The sequence below is a fragment of the Janthinobacterium longum genome (assembly GCF_051380735.1).
In the GTDB taxonomy this organism is placed as follows: Bacteria; Pseudomonadota; Gammaproteobacteria; order Burkholderiales; family Burkholderiaceae_D; genus Janthinobacterium.
This window is the reverse complement of record NZ_JBNYXQ010000001.1, coordinates 437,637-451,455: the sequence shown is the minus strand read 5'-3', so window position 1 is coordinate 451,455 and position 13,819 is coordinate 437,637. Positions and strand designations below refer to the sequence as shown.

Below are 13,819 nucleotides of genomic sequence, written 5' to 3'. Positions count from 1 at the left end.
CAAAACCTGCTGCGCGTCGCGAATTGCGGCCTGCGATGCTCACTGCCTCGGCGGCCCCGTGCATTCGCACAGCTGCGCTTTTTAGCCCAACGGGGGCGCCGAGCCTCGCTGCCGCTCGCTACGATTTTGTTACGCGTTAAATTGCACAGGCTGTGCCTGGATCTGACTTTGTTATGTAATTGGAATTTCTTTTCTGAAATACTTTACGCCAGGTGCCCCGCTGGAATAGTATGATGCCCCTGAGCAATGCGGCTTTCCAGCCGCAGGCAACCCGGACGAGAACAAACATGGCAAAAGCAAGCGCAGAACAGATCAATGCGGCGATGGACGCGATGGCGGCCGAGGGCCTGCCCATCACGGTGCGCGCGCTGCGCGAAAAACTGGGTGGCGGCGCCTGCCTGGGCACCATCAGCAAGCTGTGGCAAAGGCGCAAGGCCGGCGCGCAGCGCAAGCTCGCCGCCGCAGCCGAACTGTCGCCCGTGCTGCGCCAGGCCATACTTGATTTCGTAGGACAGGAACTGAACGCCAGCCAGACTGCGCATGACGCCGAGATGAATGACAATCAACAGGAATTGATGGACCTGGCCAGCGAGAACGAGCGCCAGCAAGAGCTGCTCGACTTGCAGGCGGCCGAGCTGGAAACCTTGCGCGCCGAACTCGAGCGCGAGCGCCAGGTAGCGAACCAGGCCCGCACCGACCTGGCCAAGGCCCAGCTACGGCTGGAAGGCTTGCCACGCCTGGAAGAAGCGGCCGAGCAGGCACGCATGGACCTGGCCAAGGCGCAGTTCAGGCTCGAAGGCATACCGCGCCTGGAAGCGGCGGCCGAAACGGCGCGCGCCGACCTGATCGCGGCCCAGCTGAAACTGGAAACCCTGACCCGCGTGGAAACCGAACTGGCCACCGCGCGCCTGGAACTGGAAGCCGAACGCGAAGAACTGGGCGAAACGCGCGCCGAGCTGGACGAAGAGCGTACCTTGCGAATTAAAGCTCAGCAGTTCATCGTGGACCCGATATTCAAGACGCCAGTCTGACGTTACACCGCCTGCGCGTACTGCAGCGTCATCCACGCAAAGCCCATCATATTGACCAGCACGGTGATCCAGAACACCACCTGGAACGAGCGCTTGGCGTTCTTGTGGCGCAGCCATTGTTGGGCCAGCAGGGCGCCCGGCCAGCCGCACAACAGTCCCAGCAGCCACAAGGTTTTTTCCGGCGTGCGCCAGGTGTTGGCACGCGCGGCGCGCTTGTCGATGGCGTAGACGGCAAAGCAGGTCAGGCTCATCACGCCATACACGGCAGCGACCAGCGGCGGCAACTGGACCAGCACCGTGGCGGCAAGATACAGCAAGGCAAACAGGGCCAGAACGAAATACGGCATCGCAGCCTTGCGCATCAGTGCAGCTTGATCTTCACCGCCATGTCGCCGTCTTCCACCGTGATGGCCGCGTCGGCAAACTTCGGCGGGCCGAAGCGGCTGGCCGCGTCGCGGCTGAAGCCGTAGTCTTCCTTGGGGATACCCAGCATGTTGCGATCGAGTTCGGCGTTGTCGTTTTCATCGTGGTAGGCCAGCACGGCCCAGGTACCGGCCGGCACGCCGGACACCTTCAGCACGGTCTCGCCCGCTTGTGCCGGCGCCGAGGCCGTATGCACGCATTGCTTCAGGAAGCGTTCCTGATCGCAGACGGCCACGCGGATCTGGCCCTTGGTGTTGCTGATGTTGGTCACGTGGACTTCGATGGTGCCGGCCAGCGCCGCACCGGTGGCCAGCAGGGTGGTGCACAGCAGGGCTGCGGCGGCCACGGTGGAAGCGATTGTGCGGTGTGTGGGCGCTGCTATGGTAGGCTTGTTCATCTTTTTGTCACTCCTGTTAAAAACAAATGTTAATCAATGCATTGATCGTGCTGGCCACCGTGGTGTTCATGGAGCTGTTCTCGGTGGTCGCGCATAAATATGTGATGCACGGTTTTGGCTGGGGCTGGCACCGTTCCCACCACGAACCGCGTACCGGCTGGTTCGAAAAAAACGATTTGTATGCCGTCGTCTTTGCCGGCATCGCCGTCGTGCTGATCTATCTTGGCACGGAAGGGCGCCATCCGCTCGAATGGATAGGCGCCGGCATGACCGTCTACGGCATGCTGTACTTTATTGCCCACGATGGCCTGGTGCACCAGCGCTGGCCGTTTCAATACGTGCCCAGGAGCGGCTACCTGAAGCGCCTGTACCAGGCGCACCGCATGCACCACGCCGTGCATGGCAAGGACGGCGCCGTTTCGTTCGGCTTCCTGTATGCGCCGCCGGTCACGCAACTCAAACGGCAACTGCAGGCGCTGCATGGCGGTCCGTTGCGTGAGGCCGCTGCCACAAAGCAGCAGGACGCGGCAACGCCGTCTTCCTGAAGCGCGAGGCCAGCGCGTCGACGCCGCCGCGCACCAGCAGCCACAGCTTGGTGGCGCGCGACGTGCCCACCCGTTGGTCCCACGCGCTCGCGCCGCGCGCCTTCACTTCGATGCCGATCTGGCGATACACGCGCTGCGCCGTAGCGATGGCCCATGCCGAACGCAGGGGCAGGGCGGCAAGGCCAGCGCTCGCCGACGCATAATATGGTTCCGCCTGGTCGACCAGGCGCGCCGCCACCCTGGCCAGCGCGGCGCGGTGCTGCGGCAGCGCCAGCTCATTGTGGGCAATGCCGGCCTCGCGCAGCCATTGCGCCGGCAGGTAGCAGCGGTCGATCTGCGCATCGTCGACGATGTCGCGCGCGATATTAGTCAGCTGAAAGGCGATGCCCAGATCGCAAGCGCGGTCCAGCACGGCCGGCTGTTTCGCCCCCATGATGGTGGCCATCATCAGGCCGACCACGCCGGCCACGTGATAGCTGTAGCGCAGGGTGTCGTCCAGCGTTTCGTAGTGCGCCTGTTGTACGTCCATCGCAAAACCGGCCAGGTGGTCGAACGCATATTGCGGCGCGATCGCGCAGCGCAGCGCCACTTCCTGGAAGGCGGCAAAGGCCGGCTCCTGCATGGGCACCCCCGTGTACGCCTGGCGCGTCTGCGCCTCCAGCTGCGCCAGGGCAGTGGCGGCAGCATCCTTGTGCGCATGCGCCACCGCAGCAAAACCCAGTTCCTGGCCGTCGACCACGTCGTCGCAATGGCGGCACCAGGCATACAGCATCAGCACGCTGCGCCGCACCTCGGGTGCAAACAGGCGCGCCGCAGCGGCAAAACTTTTCGAGCCCACCGCGATGGTATTGGTAGCGTGTGCCAGCAGCGCCTCGCTCATCGTGCCGCGTCCGCCAGCATCAGGCCGGCCGTCGCCTTGGCCGAACCGATCACGCCCGGCACGCCGGCGCCTGGATGGGTGCCGGCACCAACCAGGTACAGATTTGTGACGTCGCGGTCGCGGTTGTGCGGCCGGAACCAGGCGCTTTGGGTGAGGATGGGTTCGAGCGAAAAGGCCGAACCCACGTGGGCGTTGAGCTCATCGCGGAAGTCATGCGGCGTGAAGATGCGGCTGGTTACGAGCTGGCTGCGCAAGCCCGGCATATAGCGTTCTTCGAGATAGTCAAAGATGCGGTCGCGGTAACGCGGCCCTTCCACCGCCCAGTCGATATCGGCATTGCCCAGGTGCGGCACGGGCGCCAGCACATAGTGGCTGCCGCAACCCGGTGGCGCCAGCGACGGATCGGTCACGCACGGCGCATGCAGGTACAGCGAAAAATCGTCGGCCAGTCGCTGGCCCTTGAAGATATCCTTGATCAGGCCTTCGTAGCGCGGGCCGAAGCACACCGTGTGGTGGCGCAGCTGTTCATGGTGATGGTTGAGGCCGAAATACAGCACAAACAGCGAATTGGAAAAGCGCTTCTTGCTCAGGGACGCCGCTTCGGACACGCCGCGCGGGTGGTGACCCAGCAGCGAGCCGTAAGTGTGCACCACGTCGGCGTTCGAGGCCACCATCTGCGCCGGAAACACGCGGCCGTCCTCCAGGCGCACGCCGGTAGCCTGGTTGCCGCTGGTGTCGATGCGCGCTACTGACGCATTGAGTTCAATCCGTCCGCCCAGGTCTTCGAACAAACGCACCAGTGCCAGGATCAGCGCGCCGGTGCCGCCGCGCGGGAACCATACGCCCCAGCGTCGTTCCAGCGCGTGGATCAGGGTGTAGATCGACGAGGTGGCAAACGGATTGCCGCCCACCAGCAGCGAGTGGAACGAAAACGCCTGGCGCAGATGGTCGTCTTCGATAAAGCGCGAGACCATGCTGTAGACGCTGCGCCAGGCCTGCAGCTTGGCCAGCTGCGGCCCGGCGGAAATCATGTCGCGAAACGACAGGAAGGGCACGGCGCCCAGCTTCAGGTAGCCTTCCTCGAACACGGCATTGGAATAGGCCAGGAAGCGTTGGTAGCCCGCCACGTCCTTCGGGTTGCGCGCATGGATCTGGCGGTCCAGCGATTCCTGATCGTTGACATAATCAAAATGGTGGCCGTCTTCCCAGCACAGACGGTAGAACGGCGCCACCGGCAGCATCTCGACGTAGTCCGACATCTTCTTGCCGGCCACCGTGAACAGCTCCTCGAGCGCGGTCGGATCGGTGATCACCGTGGGGCCGGCGTCAAACACGAAGCCCTGGTCCTCATACACATAGGCGCGCCCGCCCGGCTTGTCGCGTTTTTCCAGCAAGGTCGTTTGCATGCCGGCCGCCTGCAGCCGGATGGCCAGCGCCAGGCCGCCAAAGCCGGCGCCGATGACCACCGCTTGTTTTGCATTGTTCATTCAGGTTTCCTGATTTGATGAGGGTGGAATTGGAGTGCTGCCTTGATCGCCTGCACCACCGGCACCGGTGGCTTGCCCGACACCAGGCGCACCTGATCGGCCAGGGTCAGCCGGCCCGCATAAAAGCGCGCGATCAGCGGCGATGGCAAATGGTAGAAGCGGCGCATCACGCGCCAGCGGTGGTCCGCCTCGCCAGCCAGGAACAGCATGCGGTTGAGCAGGCGAAAAAAACGCTGGCCCCGCCATTCCTGCAAGGCATTGCTGCGGATGGTGTCGAACAGCGTGGCAGCGTCCAGAATGGGCAGCGCGGCGATGCGCTCGGCCAGGCGCACCGCGTGCGGCAGCGAATAACCGGTGGTCGGGTGGAACAGGCCGGCGCGCAGGCCGGAACAGGGCTGGCCCTGCAGGTCGCTCCAGAAACGGTCGACATCGCCAGCCAGCACGATCGGCAGCGAGCCGTGTTCTTCGCGCAGCACTTCGGCGATGCGCCAGCCGCGCGCGCCGGCATAGTCTGCGATATTGGCGCGCAGGCGTTCGGGCTCCCAGGCGCTGGTATCAACATAATGCGTGTCTTCGATCAGCACCCGGTCCGGGCCGAACGGCAGCACGTAGACGAAGCGGTAGCCGCCTTGCTGCTCGACGCTGGCGTCCATGATGATGGGGGCGGTCAAACCATGCGGCGCGGCCAGCCGCACTTCCTGGCCCAGAAAGGTCTGGTAGCCGAGCGCCAGGTGGGGGCTATGGCGCATACCGCGTCCGTCGATCACGGCGCGCGCCTGCAGCATTTCGCCATCGGCCAGGTGCACGCTGGTGGGCGTGAGGGCCTGTATCGGCGTGTCCAGCCGCAGCGCATCGCCCAGCGCTTGCGCGATCACGCGCGCAAAATCCTGCGAGGCAATGCTGGCGTAGCCGCTTTCCAGGGTGCGTGCATGCTGCGGAAAGATGACCTCGTAACGGGGCCAGCGCGCAGCTGTCAGCGGCGCCAGCCATGCATGCTGGGCGGCACTGAGGTCGCCGTCATGGAAGGACCACGTATGGTTACCACCCAGCCGGGCATCGCGCTCGATCAGCAAGATGCGCAGTTCCGGGCGCTGCGTGCGCAGGCGCCAGGCGATCAGGCTATTGGCCAGGCCGCCGCCCACCAGGATCACATCGTAGTGTGCGGCGTTGCTTGCTTGCCCGGATTCACGCATGCGCCGCTCCCGCGCCCTGGCCAGATGGCTGCAGCGCTGCTTCGATCAGGCTTGCTGCACGCGCCGTGCCGCCAGCCGTGCGTACGGCGCCGGCCAGCTCGGTGCAGCGGCGGGCAAAGGCCGGTTCGTCGAGCAGGCGGCGCAATTGCGCGGCCATGTGCGCCGGCCTGGCCCAGCGTGCGGAGGCGCGCAGGCCTATGCCCGCATGCTCGACCCGCGCCGCCACGCCCGGCTGGTCAAACGCAATCGGCACGGCCAGAATCGGCGTGCCGGCGGCGACCGCATCCATCACGGTGTTCAGGCCGGCGTGCGAGATAACGGCATCGGCGCGTGCCAGCACGGCCTGCTGGTCGGCAAACGCACACACCCAGGTGGCGCCGGCCTGTTTCAGTTTCTCGCTCTGGCCTGCATCGAGGCCGCCGCAGTGGGCCACCAGCAGTTGCGCGCCGGCCAGCCGGCAAGCCCTGGCGATGCGCAGCAGCAGTGCGTGGCGGTGGCCTTGCAGGGTGCCGAGCGAAGCAAAAATAAAAGGGCGCTGCGGGTCCACCGTGGCCAGGTCGGGTGCGCCGCTGGTGTCGATTCTGCGGCCGCTGCCCGGCGCGCCGCGCAGCGGACCCACATGATGCAACTGGGCTGGCGCTTGCTGCCTGGGAAAATCAAAGCCGGCCACGGTCTGGCTCAGTTGCAGCAACGGCGACAGCCAGTCGTGCATGCCATCGCGCGCCGGCAGCCCCAGCGCTTGCGCGTTTGCGGCGATGCTGCGCCGGTGCGGCGCCATCAGCCAGTCATACACATCGCTGCTGCCCTGGCACATGCGCAGCGCACGCTCGTCACGACCTGCGGCAAACGGCATCACTGGCAGCGGCACGCCCGCTTCGCGGTTGATCGGCAGCGCGCAGGCCACGGAGATGAAGGGCAGCGACAGCGCTTGCGCCACCATGCCGGCGGCAGCTTCCATCTGGTCGCCCAGGATTACGTCGATGCCACAGCTTTTCACGGCCGCCGGCAGCTCGCGGCAGAACATGTCGGTGGTGCCTGCCATGTCGGCGATCACGCGGCGCAGGCCCCACGGGCTGCCGGGGCTGGCGGCGCGCTGCAGCGCTGCGGCCAGGGTGCCGCGCGGGTGGCTGGATTGCCCCAGCACATGAAAGCCGATGCGCGCGTCACCGAGCCACCCGGCCGCTTCCGCGCGGTGGAAAAAAGTGACCTGGTGGCCGCGTTCGATCAATGCCGCCGACAAGGCCTCCATTGCGCTGAAATGGCTGGGAAAGGCTGGTGCCACCACGCCGAAATGGCTCATGCGCCGGCCAGCATTTCCTGCGCCGTGCCGTGAGCGGGGGCAGGGGCGGCAAAAAAACTGTGCAGGAAGCTGCGCGTACCCTGGCGCGTGCCGACTGCGTCCAGCAGGTGGCGGTCTGCTTCCTGCAAATGATGCGACAGGCGGCGCTGCGCCTCGTCCACGCCCAGGGCGGTGAGCAGAGTGGCCTTGCCCGCATCGAGGCCGACGTCCTTGCCGGTAATCGCGCTGTCGTTGCCGGGCAGGTCCTTGAGGTCGTCGCGGATCTGGAAAGCCTGGCCGGCGGCGAGCGCAAAGGCACGCAGCGACTGGGTCACGCGTGCATCGCTTTGCGCGATGATGGCGGCCATGTCGACCGTGGCACCCAGCAGCACACCGGTTTTCAGCTGGTTGGTCATGGCGATATCGTCGGGCGAGCGCGCGGCGCCGCCGTGCAGGTCCTGGAATTGTCCCTTGGCCAGCCCCTGCGCGCCGATCGCTTCGGCCAGCGCGGTCACCAGGCTGGTGCGTACCAGCGGGTCGAGATCGGTGGCCGAGGCAATGATGCGAAACGCGCGGCTGAGCAAGGCGATCGAAGCCAGGATGGCGACATCCTCGCCATACGCGACGTGGATGGCCGGTGCGCCGCGGCGCAGCCTGGCGTCATCCATGCATGGCATGTCGTCGAGCACCAGCGACGAGGCATGCACTAGTTCCACCGCGCAGGCCACGTCGATCAGCACCGGCGAATTGCAGCCCAGGTCGCGCGCAATGGTCATCAGCAGCAGTGGGCGCAGGCGCTTGCCGGCGCCCAGGGCCGCTGCGCGCATGGACATGCCCAGCATGTCGGTGCCATCGGCGAGCAGTTGCTGCATCCGCTCTTCGAAGCGGCGCTTCATGGCCTCGTGGTCTTCTGCCGCCACCGCGTGAGGCTCATTGATGGCGACACCGAAGCGTCGTCTTTCTAGGGTCATGCACTGGTCTCCCGTTAGCGTGGCTGGAACAAGCCGGACTGTTCTTGCGAGAGTGTATCGGAGTTCTGGAAAAAGTGACGTCCTGCCTTGAATCAGCGGGCAGACTCAGGAAAAAGTCCGTGCCGCCGCCGTGCCGTCACGCTCACAATGGCGGGGCATCGCTTTCAATCGCCGCCTGCTGTGCCTGCTGCTTCCGGTAAGCAGCCACTTCCCCCAGCTTCATCCCTTCGGGCGTAGGGCGGTGCTTGGCATGGCCGATGCGCTGTGAGCGATAGATGCCGGTGTGCCCCGAAAACAGATAGCTGACCACGCAGGCTATTGCCGCATACACGCCCACCTCTGCACCGAACAGTTCCATCGCCATCAACGTGGAGGCAATCGGCGTGTTGGCGGCACCGGCAAACACGGCAACAAAGCCCATGCCGGCCAACAAGGGGATCGGCAAGTGCAAGATGGGGGCGAGGGCGTTGCCCAGCGTGGCGCCGATATAAAACAGCGGCGTCACTTCGCCACCTTTGAAGCCGCTGCCCAGCGAGACGATGGTGTAGGCCATCTTGGCCAGGAAATCGTAGGCCGGCAGTGGCTGCTGGAAGGACTCGACTATGGTTGGCACGCCGAGGCCAAGGTAGCGGTCGGCGCCGAGGAGCCAGGCGCTTGCCGCAACCACGATGCCGCCAAAAAACGGCCGCAAGGGCGCGTAGGAGACGCGCCGTTTCATCCAGCCGCCCAGGGCGTGGGTGGCATTGGCGAATGCCATGCTGGTCAGGCCGAACAAGGCGCCTGCGATCACCATCGCCAGCAATGGCCACGCCGCGATGGGCGGTATAACAGCAATCGCATAGTGGGTGTGATGCACGCCCCACAGCAAGCCGACCTGGTCGGCAATAACGGCCGCCACGATACAAGGCAGCAGCGCTTCGTAGCGCATGCGGCCGATGGCCAGCACTTCCAGGCCGAAGATCGCGCCGGCCAGCGGCGTCCCGAATACCGAAGCGAAGCCGGCGCTGATGCCGGCCATCAGGATAATGCGGCGGTCCTCGTTGTCGAGCTTGAACAGGCGGGTGAACTGGTCGGCCAGCGCACCGCCCATCTGCACCGCCGTTCCCTCGCGCCCGACCGATGCACCGAACAGATGGGAGACAATGGTGCCACCCAGCACCAGCGGCGCCATGCGCAGCGGTATCATTTTCCGTGGATCGTGGATTTCATCGATCAGCAGGTTGTTGCCTGCCTCGACGCTCTGGCCAAAGCGCAGATATAGCCAGCCGACCGCAAAGCCGGCGACCGGCAGCAGCCAGAGCAACCAGCGATGGGTGAGTCTGGTGGCAGTTGCCCAGTCCAGCGCGAACAGGAAAAATGCCGATGCGGTGCCCGCCAGCGCGGCGACCGTGCCCGACAACAAAAGCCATTTGCCCAGATGCGGCAACAGCTCGATTTGCTCGGGAAATTTGTAGTGTTTCATGCGTGCCCTATTGCTTGTGTGTTATGCACAAACCCGGACATGTGGAAGGCCTCACGTGCACTTACAGCTGCGCCTACACCTTCCCCATGTCAGGGAAACCGTGTAGGCATCATCAGCCCGAGGGGCGGTTGAAGGAGGAATGCCATCTCCTGGCGAAAATTATATCAGGAAATATGGCAACGGCCGCCATGGTGGGGCTACAAACCGGCCTGGTTGCCTGGCTCAAGCGCCAGTTCGCCTGCCAGTGCCTGGCCTATGCTGCGCTGTTCAGCCAGAATGGCGCGCAAGTGATGCGGCCGGGTCCTGACGTTGGTCATCACCACGCGCAGCACATTGGTCGGGCCAGGGTACGGTGTCGATTCGAGCACGGTGCGCGACACAAAGCTGCGGCCTTCGGCCTTTTGCCGGTTTTGCAGCCTGGCGTTGAGGCTGTTGAGTTGCTGGTTCAGCGCGAGTGCGGCGTCGATGTCCCCACAGGCCAGCAGACTATCCATGCGCTGGCGCAGCGGCGCCGGCACGTAGCGGTAGGTGAGGATAAAGGTATCGGAACGCGTGATCATCTCGAAATCCTGCTGGTCCGTCAGCAGGTCCTGCATTTGCTGGCTCAGGGTAGCGGCCTGCTGCAGCAAGGTGGTGTAGCCGGATACGCCCAGCACCTTGAACGAGGTCCAAAGTTTGAGCGCGTCGAAGCGGCGCGAGCCTTCCAGCGAGGTCTGGCCCAGGTCGCCGGAATTGTCGCGCAAGATGTAGTTGGCGTTGTGCTTGAGCAGGTTCAGGCTGGTGCTGCTCTTGAACAGCACCATGCTCTGCGCCATCGGCACCCACAGCAGTTTATGGCCGTCGATTACCACCGAGTCGGCCAGTTCGATGCCTGCGTACAGCGGGCGGAACTGCTCGGCCACCAGCAGCGCGCCGCCCCAGGCCGCGTCCACATGGAACCAGATCGCTTCACGCGCAGCAATGGCTGCCATCGCTGCCAGCGGGTCGATGGCGCCAGTTTCCGTGGTGCCGGCGATGCCGATGATGGCGACGATTTTGATCCTGCGCGCCTTCAAGTCAGCAATCGTCGCTTCCAGCGCGTTGACATCGATGCGGTTGTCACGGTCGACCGGCACCAGGTGCAAGGCCGCTTCGCCGAGGCCCAGGGTGGCCAGCGCTTTCTTGACCGAATAATGGCTGCGGGCCGAGCCGATCACAGCCAGGCCGGTGTGGCCCGACTCCTGCATGGTGACAAACAGGCCGCGCTTCCTGGTGCCGGGCAACTGGTGTTCCAGCGCCACGGCCAGCGCCGTCAGATTTCCCATGGTGCCGCCATTGACGACATTGCCCAGCGCACCGCTGGTGGCCGCCATGGCCTGCGTGTAGACGGCGTCCGCGTGCCGGTACACCTGGCGGTGCAGCCAGCCCAGCAGCTGCTTTTCAATCAGGGTCGAGACATAGGCGGTTTCGATTTTCACCTGGTTCTGGTTCAGCGCGGCCGTGAACGCTTCGGCCAGCACGCTGACCCAGGGCAGGGCCTGCGTCATATGACCGATATAGCAGGGGTGGTTCAGCTGTGCCGTATTGGCCAGCACCGTGCTGTCGAGCTCCTGCAGGAAGGCGGCCACCGGCATGCCTGCGGCCGGCGGCTGCGTGTCCGACAATTGCGTCAGCAATTGCTCAAACGGTGTGTGCGGATACGGCACCTCGCGCGCGCCTTCCAGCCAGCTACCGAGCATGGCCAGCGCCTGTTGCAGGGGGGCCGGCGCCTGCTGCAGCGCATCGATGGAAAAATGCTGCTGCAGCAGCTGTTCGACAGGGGTGTCGCTCATTGCATGAGAGGATTGCATCAGAAGTAGTTCAAGCCCAGCGCCGACTTAACTTCGTCGGCCGTGCGGGCCGCCACTTCGCGCGCGCGGAACGTGCCTTCTTTCAACATCTGGATGACTTGCCCCTTGTCCTTGGCGAACTCTTCGCGGCGGGCGCGGATCGGCGCCAGCATTTCCTGCAGCACTACTTCCAGGCGTTTCTTGACGATGCTGTCGCCCAGGCCGCCGCGTACATAATGGGCTTTCATTTCTTCCAGTGCCGCTTTTTCCTGGTCGAAGGCGTCCAGGTAAATAAAGGCCACGTTGCCTTCCAGGTGGCCGGGGTCGGCCACGCGCAGGTGCAGCGGGTCGGTGTAGACCTTTTTCACGGCGGCCGTGATTTCGTCCGGCGTGGCGCCCAGATTGATGGTGTTGCCCAGCGATTTGCTCATCTTGGCCTTGCCGTCGATGCCGGGCAGGCGGCCGATTTCCGGCACCAGCGCCTTGCATTCCATCAGCACTTCGCGGTTGTACATGCGGTTGAAGCGGCGCACGATTTCGTTGGTCTGCTCGATCATCGGGATCTGGTCTTCGCCGACCGGCACCACGCCGGCCTTGAAGGCCGTGATATCGGCCGCCTGGCTGGCCGGGTAGGTCAGGAAGCCGGCCGGAATATCGCGCTCGAAGCCGCGCAGGCGGATTTCTTCCTTGACGGTCGGGTTGCGCTCCAGGCGCGCCACGGTAACGATGTTCAGGTAGTAAAACGTCAGTTCGGCCAGTTCGGGAATCTGCGATTGGATGAAGACGGTGGTTTTGCTGGGATCGATACCGACGGCCAGGTAGTCGAGCGCCACTTCCACCACATTGCGGTGGACCTTGTCGATATCGTCCATATTGTCGGTCAGCGCCTGCGCGTCGGCCAGCATGATGAACTGCTTGAAATCATTCTGGTAGGCGACGCGGTTGCGCAGACTGCCCACGTAATGGCCCAGGTGCAGCGGGCCGGTAGGGCGGTCGCCCGTCAGGATTACCGATTGCGAAGCGATGGCGGCAGCCGACAGCGGCGCAGCGGCTTCCGGAGTATCTGGCGTATCAGGGGTATTTGGCAAGCTCATCAAGTTTCCTTTCGAGCCGCCTTGTCGGGATGATCCAGGATTTGCCTGTTACGCCACCGAGCGAGGCGGCGTTGATCATAAATCACATCACTATGCAGTGGCCGCGCGGAGTGAGCGGGACCACCAATTCGTGCAAGCGTGTTGTGACTGGATAAAATTCATGGCGGTATGGTTGCAGTTTGACAGCGGTATGTCAAGCTGCCTGGCAATTTATCTGCCGAGAGCCTTTTGTATGGCTATGTCACTATCAAGTGTGGGAAGGACCCCATGGTGGCTTTGAGCAAGCTTTCCGGGGACAAAATTCTCCTGGCGTCGAGTATCCACCGCCAGCCCAGGTAGCTGGGCAAATAGCGTGTCGCCACGCCATGAAAGGCGCTCAGCCAGCCGCGCAGGCGACTGTGATAGGCATTGACGTTTTGCACATGGATCGTGCCACGCACACGGATGCTTGCCCGCAAGTTCACAGCAGCGTGCATGACGCCAATTTCTCTGGCAAACACGGGATAGGCCGGATGGCCATCGCTGACCAGCAGAATCTCGCGGTCGATCACCGCGGGCAGGCAGGCATGCAGTTTCGCCTTGCTGAGCTGGCCACGGCCGGCCACCAAATCAACGGTTTGCCCGGTGCGGTCGCGTGCCACCAGGATACAGACGTGTTCATTCGAGATGCCGCGCTGGCGTGCTGCGCCTCCACGTTGCCGTGCCGGGCGGGTCAGGTGCCGCGATCCTTTCTGTGATTCGAGCAGATACATCTCATCGGCTTCGGCAATGCCGTGCAGGCATCGCGGCCGGTCGTTTTTCGCCAGCGCAAGAAAACGGTGGCGCCAGCGGAAGCTGGTGTTGCGGTGAATCTGCAGTTGGTCGGCAGCCTTGCGCACGGAAAACGATTCGAGCAGGCAACTGGCGTAGGCCAGCCAGCGTGTCTTGTGGTGCAGATGCGCCAGCGGCGTGCCGCTCAAGGCATTGAATGTTTTCCGGCAGGACACGCAGCGAAAACGCTGCAAGCCATGGGCATGGCCGTGCCGGTGGACACGCGTGGCGCCACAGGCCGGGCAATGCAGGTGTGCCAGCGCCGTCTGCTCGACCAGGGCGATGGCGGCATCCTGCCCGGTGCTGTCCTGCAACAGCGCGATGCCGGCCAGGCGCTGGCGCTGCGACAATTGGGAGAACTGTGCGATAAACGTGTGCCATTGAACCAGGTGCATGATCGCCTCCTGAAAGAAGAATTCTGTTCAGTTAGACGTCGGCA

At 64.2% G+C, this 13,819-nt stretch carries 13 protein-coding genes and 1 riboswitch; of the genes, 2 read left to right on the top strand and 11 right to left on the bottom strand.

Annotation, left to right across the window (positions count from 1 at the left end):
* The first annotated feature begins 287 nt into the window (after nt 1-287).
* Nucleotides 288-1,031: a DNA-binding protein gene (locus ACQ4WM_RS02040; protein ID WP_436545049.1), complete on the top strand. Its 744-nt coding sequence runs from the start codon at nt 288-290 to the stop codon at nt 1,029-1,031.
* A 2-nt stretch (nt 1,032-1,033) separates the two neighbouring features.
* On the opposite strand, the gene ACQ4WM_RS02035 is transcribed toward ACQ4WM_RS02040, so the two are convergent.
* A complete protein-coding gene (locus ACQ4WM_RS02035; RefSeq protein WP_436545048.1) occupies nt 1,034-1,393 on the bottom strand; it encodes a DUF1294 domain-containing protein in 360 nt (119 codons plus the stop codon).
* Entirely contained in the window at nt 1,393-1,851 is a 459-nt protein-coding gene (locus ACQ4WM_RS02030) for a DUF2141 domain-containing protein (protein WP_436545047.1), read from the bottom strand. Before ACQ4WM_RS02030 ends, ACQ4WM_RS02035 begins: the two co-directional genes overlap by 1 nt.
* A 26-nt stretch (nt 1,852-1,877) precedes the next feature.
* On the opposite strand from ACQ4WM_RS02030, the gene ACQ4WM_RS02025 reads away from it, so the two are divergent.
* Nucleotides 1,878-2,396, top strand: coding sequence for a sterol desaturase family protein (locus ACQ4WM_RS02025; protein ID WP_436545046.1), 519 nt, complete (start codon nt 1,878-1,880; stop codon nt 2,394-2,396).
* Here the strand turns inward: ACQ4WM_RS02025 and crtB are convergent.
* The 9 genes from crtB to ACQ4WM_RS01980 form a co-directional block, all read right to left on the bottom strand.
* On the bottom strand, nt 2,308-3,276 hold the full coding sequence (gene crtB / locus ACQ4WM_RS02020; protein WP_436545045.1) for a 15-cis-phytoene synthase CrtB: 969 nt from the start codon (nt 3,274-3,276) through the stop codon (nt 2,308-2,310). The genes ACQ4WM_RS02025 and crtB overlap by 89 nt on opposite strands.
* Complete coding sequence (locus ACQ4WM_RS02015; protein WP_436545044.1) at nt 3,273-4,763, bottom strand: phytoene desaturase; 1,491 nt, start codon at nt 4,761-4,763, stop codon at nt 3,273-3,275. The genes crtB and ACQ4WM_RS02015 overlap by 4 nt, the downstream gene beginning before the upstream one ends.
* Nucleotides 4,760-5,956, bottom strand: coding sequence for a lycopene beta-cyclase CrtY (crtY, locus tag ACQ4WM_RS02010; RefSeq protein ID WP_436545043.1), 1,197 nt, complete (start codon nt 5,954-5,956; stop codon nt 4,760-4,762). Before crtY ends, ACQ4WM_RS02015 begins: the two co-directional genes overlap by 4 nt.
* Nucleotides 5,949-7,256: a glycosyltransferase gene (locus ACQ4WM_RS02005; RefSeq protein WP_436545042.1), complete on the bottom strand. Its 1,308-nt coding sequence runs from the start codon at nt 7,254-7,256 to the stop codon at nt 5,949-5,951. The genes crtY and ACQ4WM_RS02005 overlap by 8 nt, the downstream gene beginning before the upstream one ends.
* Nucleotides 7,253-8,206 (bottom strand): polyprenyl synthetase family protein, encoded by a 954-nt coding sequence (locus ACQ4WM_RS02000; RefSeq protein ID WP_436545041.1) that lies wholly within the window; start codon nt 8,204-8,206, stop codon nt 7,253-7,255. The genes ACQ4WM_RS02005 and ACQ4WM_RS02000 overlap by 4 nt, the downstream gene beginning before the upstream one ends.
* A 142-nt stretch (nt 8,207-8,348) precedes the next feature.
* Nucleotides 8,349-9,668: a voltage-gated chloride channel family protein gene (locus ACQ4WM_RS01995; RefSeq protein ID WP_436545040.1), complete on the bottom strand. Its 1,320-nt coding sequence runs from the start codon at nt 9,666-9,668 to the stop codon at nt 8,349-8,351.
* A gap of 96 nt (nt 9,669-9,764) precedes the next feature.
* Nucleotides 9,765-9,827, bottom strand: a riboswitch (Fluoride riboswitch).
* 38 nt (nt 9,828-9,865) lie between these two features.
* Nucleotides 9,866-11,479 carry an aminotransferase class V-fold PLP-dependent enzyme gene (locus tag ACQ4WM_RS01990; protein ID WP_436545039.1) on the bottom strand — a complete coding sequence of 538 codons (1,614 nt, stop codon included), beginning with the start codon at nt 11,477-11,479 and terminating at the stop codon, nt 9,866-9,868.
* A 17-nt stretch (nt 11,480-11,496) separates the two neighbouring features.
* Nucleotides 11,497-12,570: a tryptophan--tRNA ligase gene (gene trpS / locus ACQ4WM_RS01985; protein WP_436545038.1), complete on the bottom strand. Its 1,074-nt coding sequence runs from the start codon at nt 12,568-12,570 to the stop codon at nt 11,497-11,499.
* Between the two features lie 236 nt (nt 12,571-12,806).
* On the bottom strand, nt 12,807-13,775 hold the full coding sequence (locus tag ACQ4WM_RS01980) for an IS1595 family transposase (protein ID WP_436545037.1): 969 nt from the start codon (nt 13,773-13,775) through the stop codon (nt 12,807-12,809).
* Nucleotides 13,776-13,819: the final 44 nt, after the last annotated feature.

What these genes read in the sequence shown, in the direction of transcription:
- ACQ4WM_RS02040 (WP_436545049.1), top strand. Translation starts at nt 288, where the DNA reads ATGGCAAAAGCAAGCGCAGAACAGATCAATGCGGCGATGGACGCGATG.
- ACQ4WM_RS02035 (WP_436545048.1), bottom strand. Translation starts at nt 1,393, where the DNA reads ATGCGCAAGGCTGCGATGCCGTATTTCGTTCTGGCCCTGTTTGCCTTG.
- ACQ4WM_RS02030 (WP_436545047.1), bottom strand. Translation starts at nt 1,851, where the DNA reads ATGAACAAGCCTACCATAGCAGCGCCCACACACCGCACAATCGCTTCC.
- ACQ4WM_RS02025 (WP_436545046.1), top strand. Translation starts at nt 1,878, where the DNA reads ATGTTAATCAATGCATTGATCGTGCTGGCCACCGTGGTGTTCATGGAG.
- crtB (WP_436545045.1), bottom strand. Translation starts at nt 3,276, where the DNA reads ATGAGCGAGGCGCTGCTGGCACACGCTACCAATACCATCGCGGTGGGC.
- ACQ4WM_RS02015 (WP_436545044.1), bottom strand. Translation starts at nt 4,763, where the DNA reads ATGAACAATGCAAAACAAGCGGTGGTCATCGGCGCCGGCTTTGGCGGC.
- crtY (WP_436545043.1), bottom strand. Translation starts at nt 5,956, where the DNA reads ATGCGTGAATCCGGGCAAGCAAGCAACGCCGCACACTACGATGTGATC.
- ACQ4WM_RS02005 (WP_436545042.1), bottom strand. Translation starts at nt 7,256, where the DNA reads ATGAGCCATTTCGGCGTGGTGGCACCAGCCTTTCCCAGCCATTTCAGC.
- ACQ4WM_RS02000 (WP_436545041.1), bottom strand. Translation starts at nt 8,206, where the DNA reads ATGACCCTAGAAAGACGACGCTTCGGTGTCGCCATCAATGAGCCTCAC.
- ACQ4WM_RS01995 (WP_436545040.1), bottom strand. Translation starts at nt 9,668, where the DNA reads ATGAAACACTACAAATTTCCCGAGCAAATCGAGCTGTTGCCGCATCTG.
- ACQ4WM_RS01990 (WP_436545039.1), bottom strand. Translation starts at nt 11,479, where the DNA reads ATGAGCGACACCCCTGTCGAACAGCTGCTGCAGCAGCATTTTTCCATC.
- trpS (WP_436545038.1), bottom strand. Translation starts at nt 12,570, where the DNA reads ATGAGCTTGCCAAATACCCCTGATACGCCAGATACTCCGGAAGCCGCT.
- ACQ4WM_RS01980 (WP_436545037.1), bottom strand. Translation starts at nt 13,775, where the DNA reads ATGCACCTGGTTCAATGGCACACGTTTATCGCACAGTTCTCCCAATTG.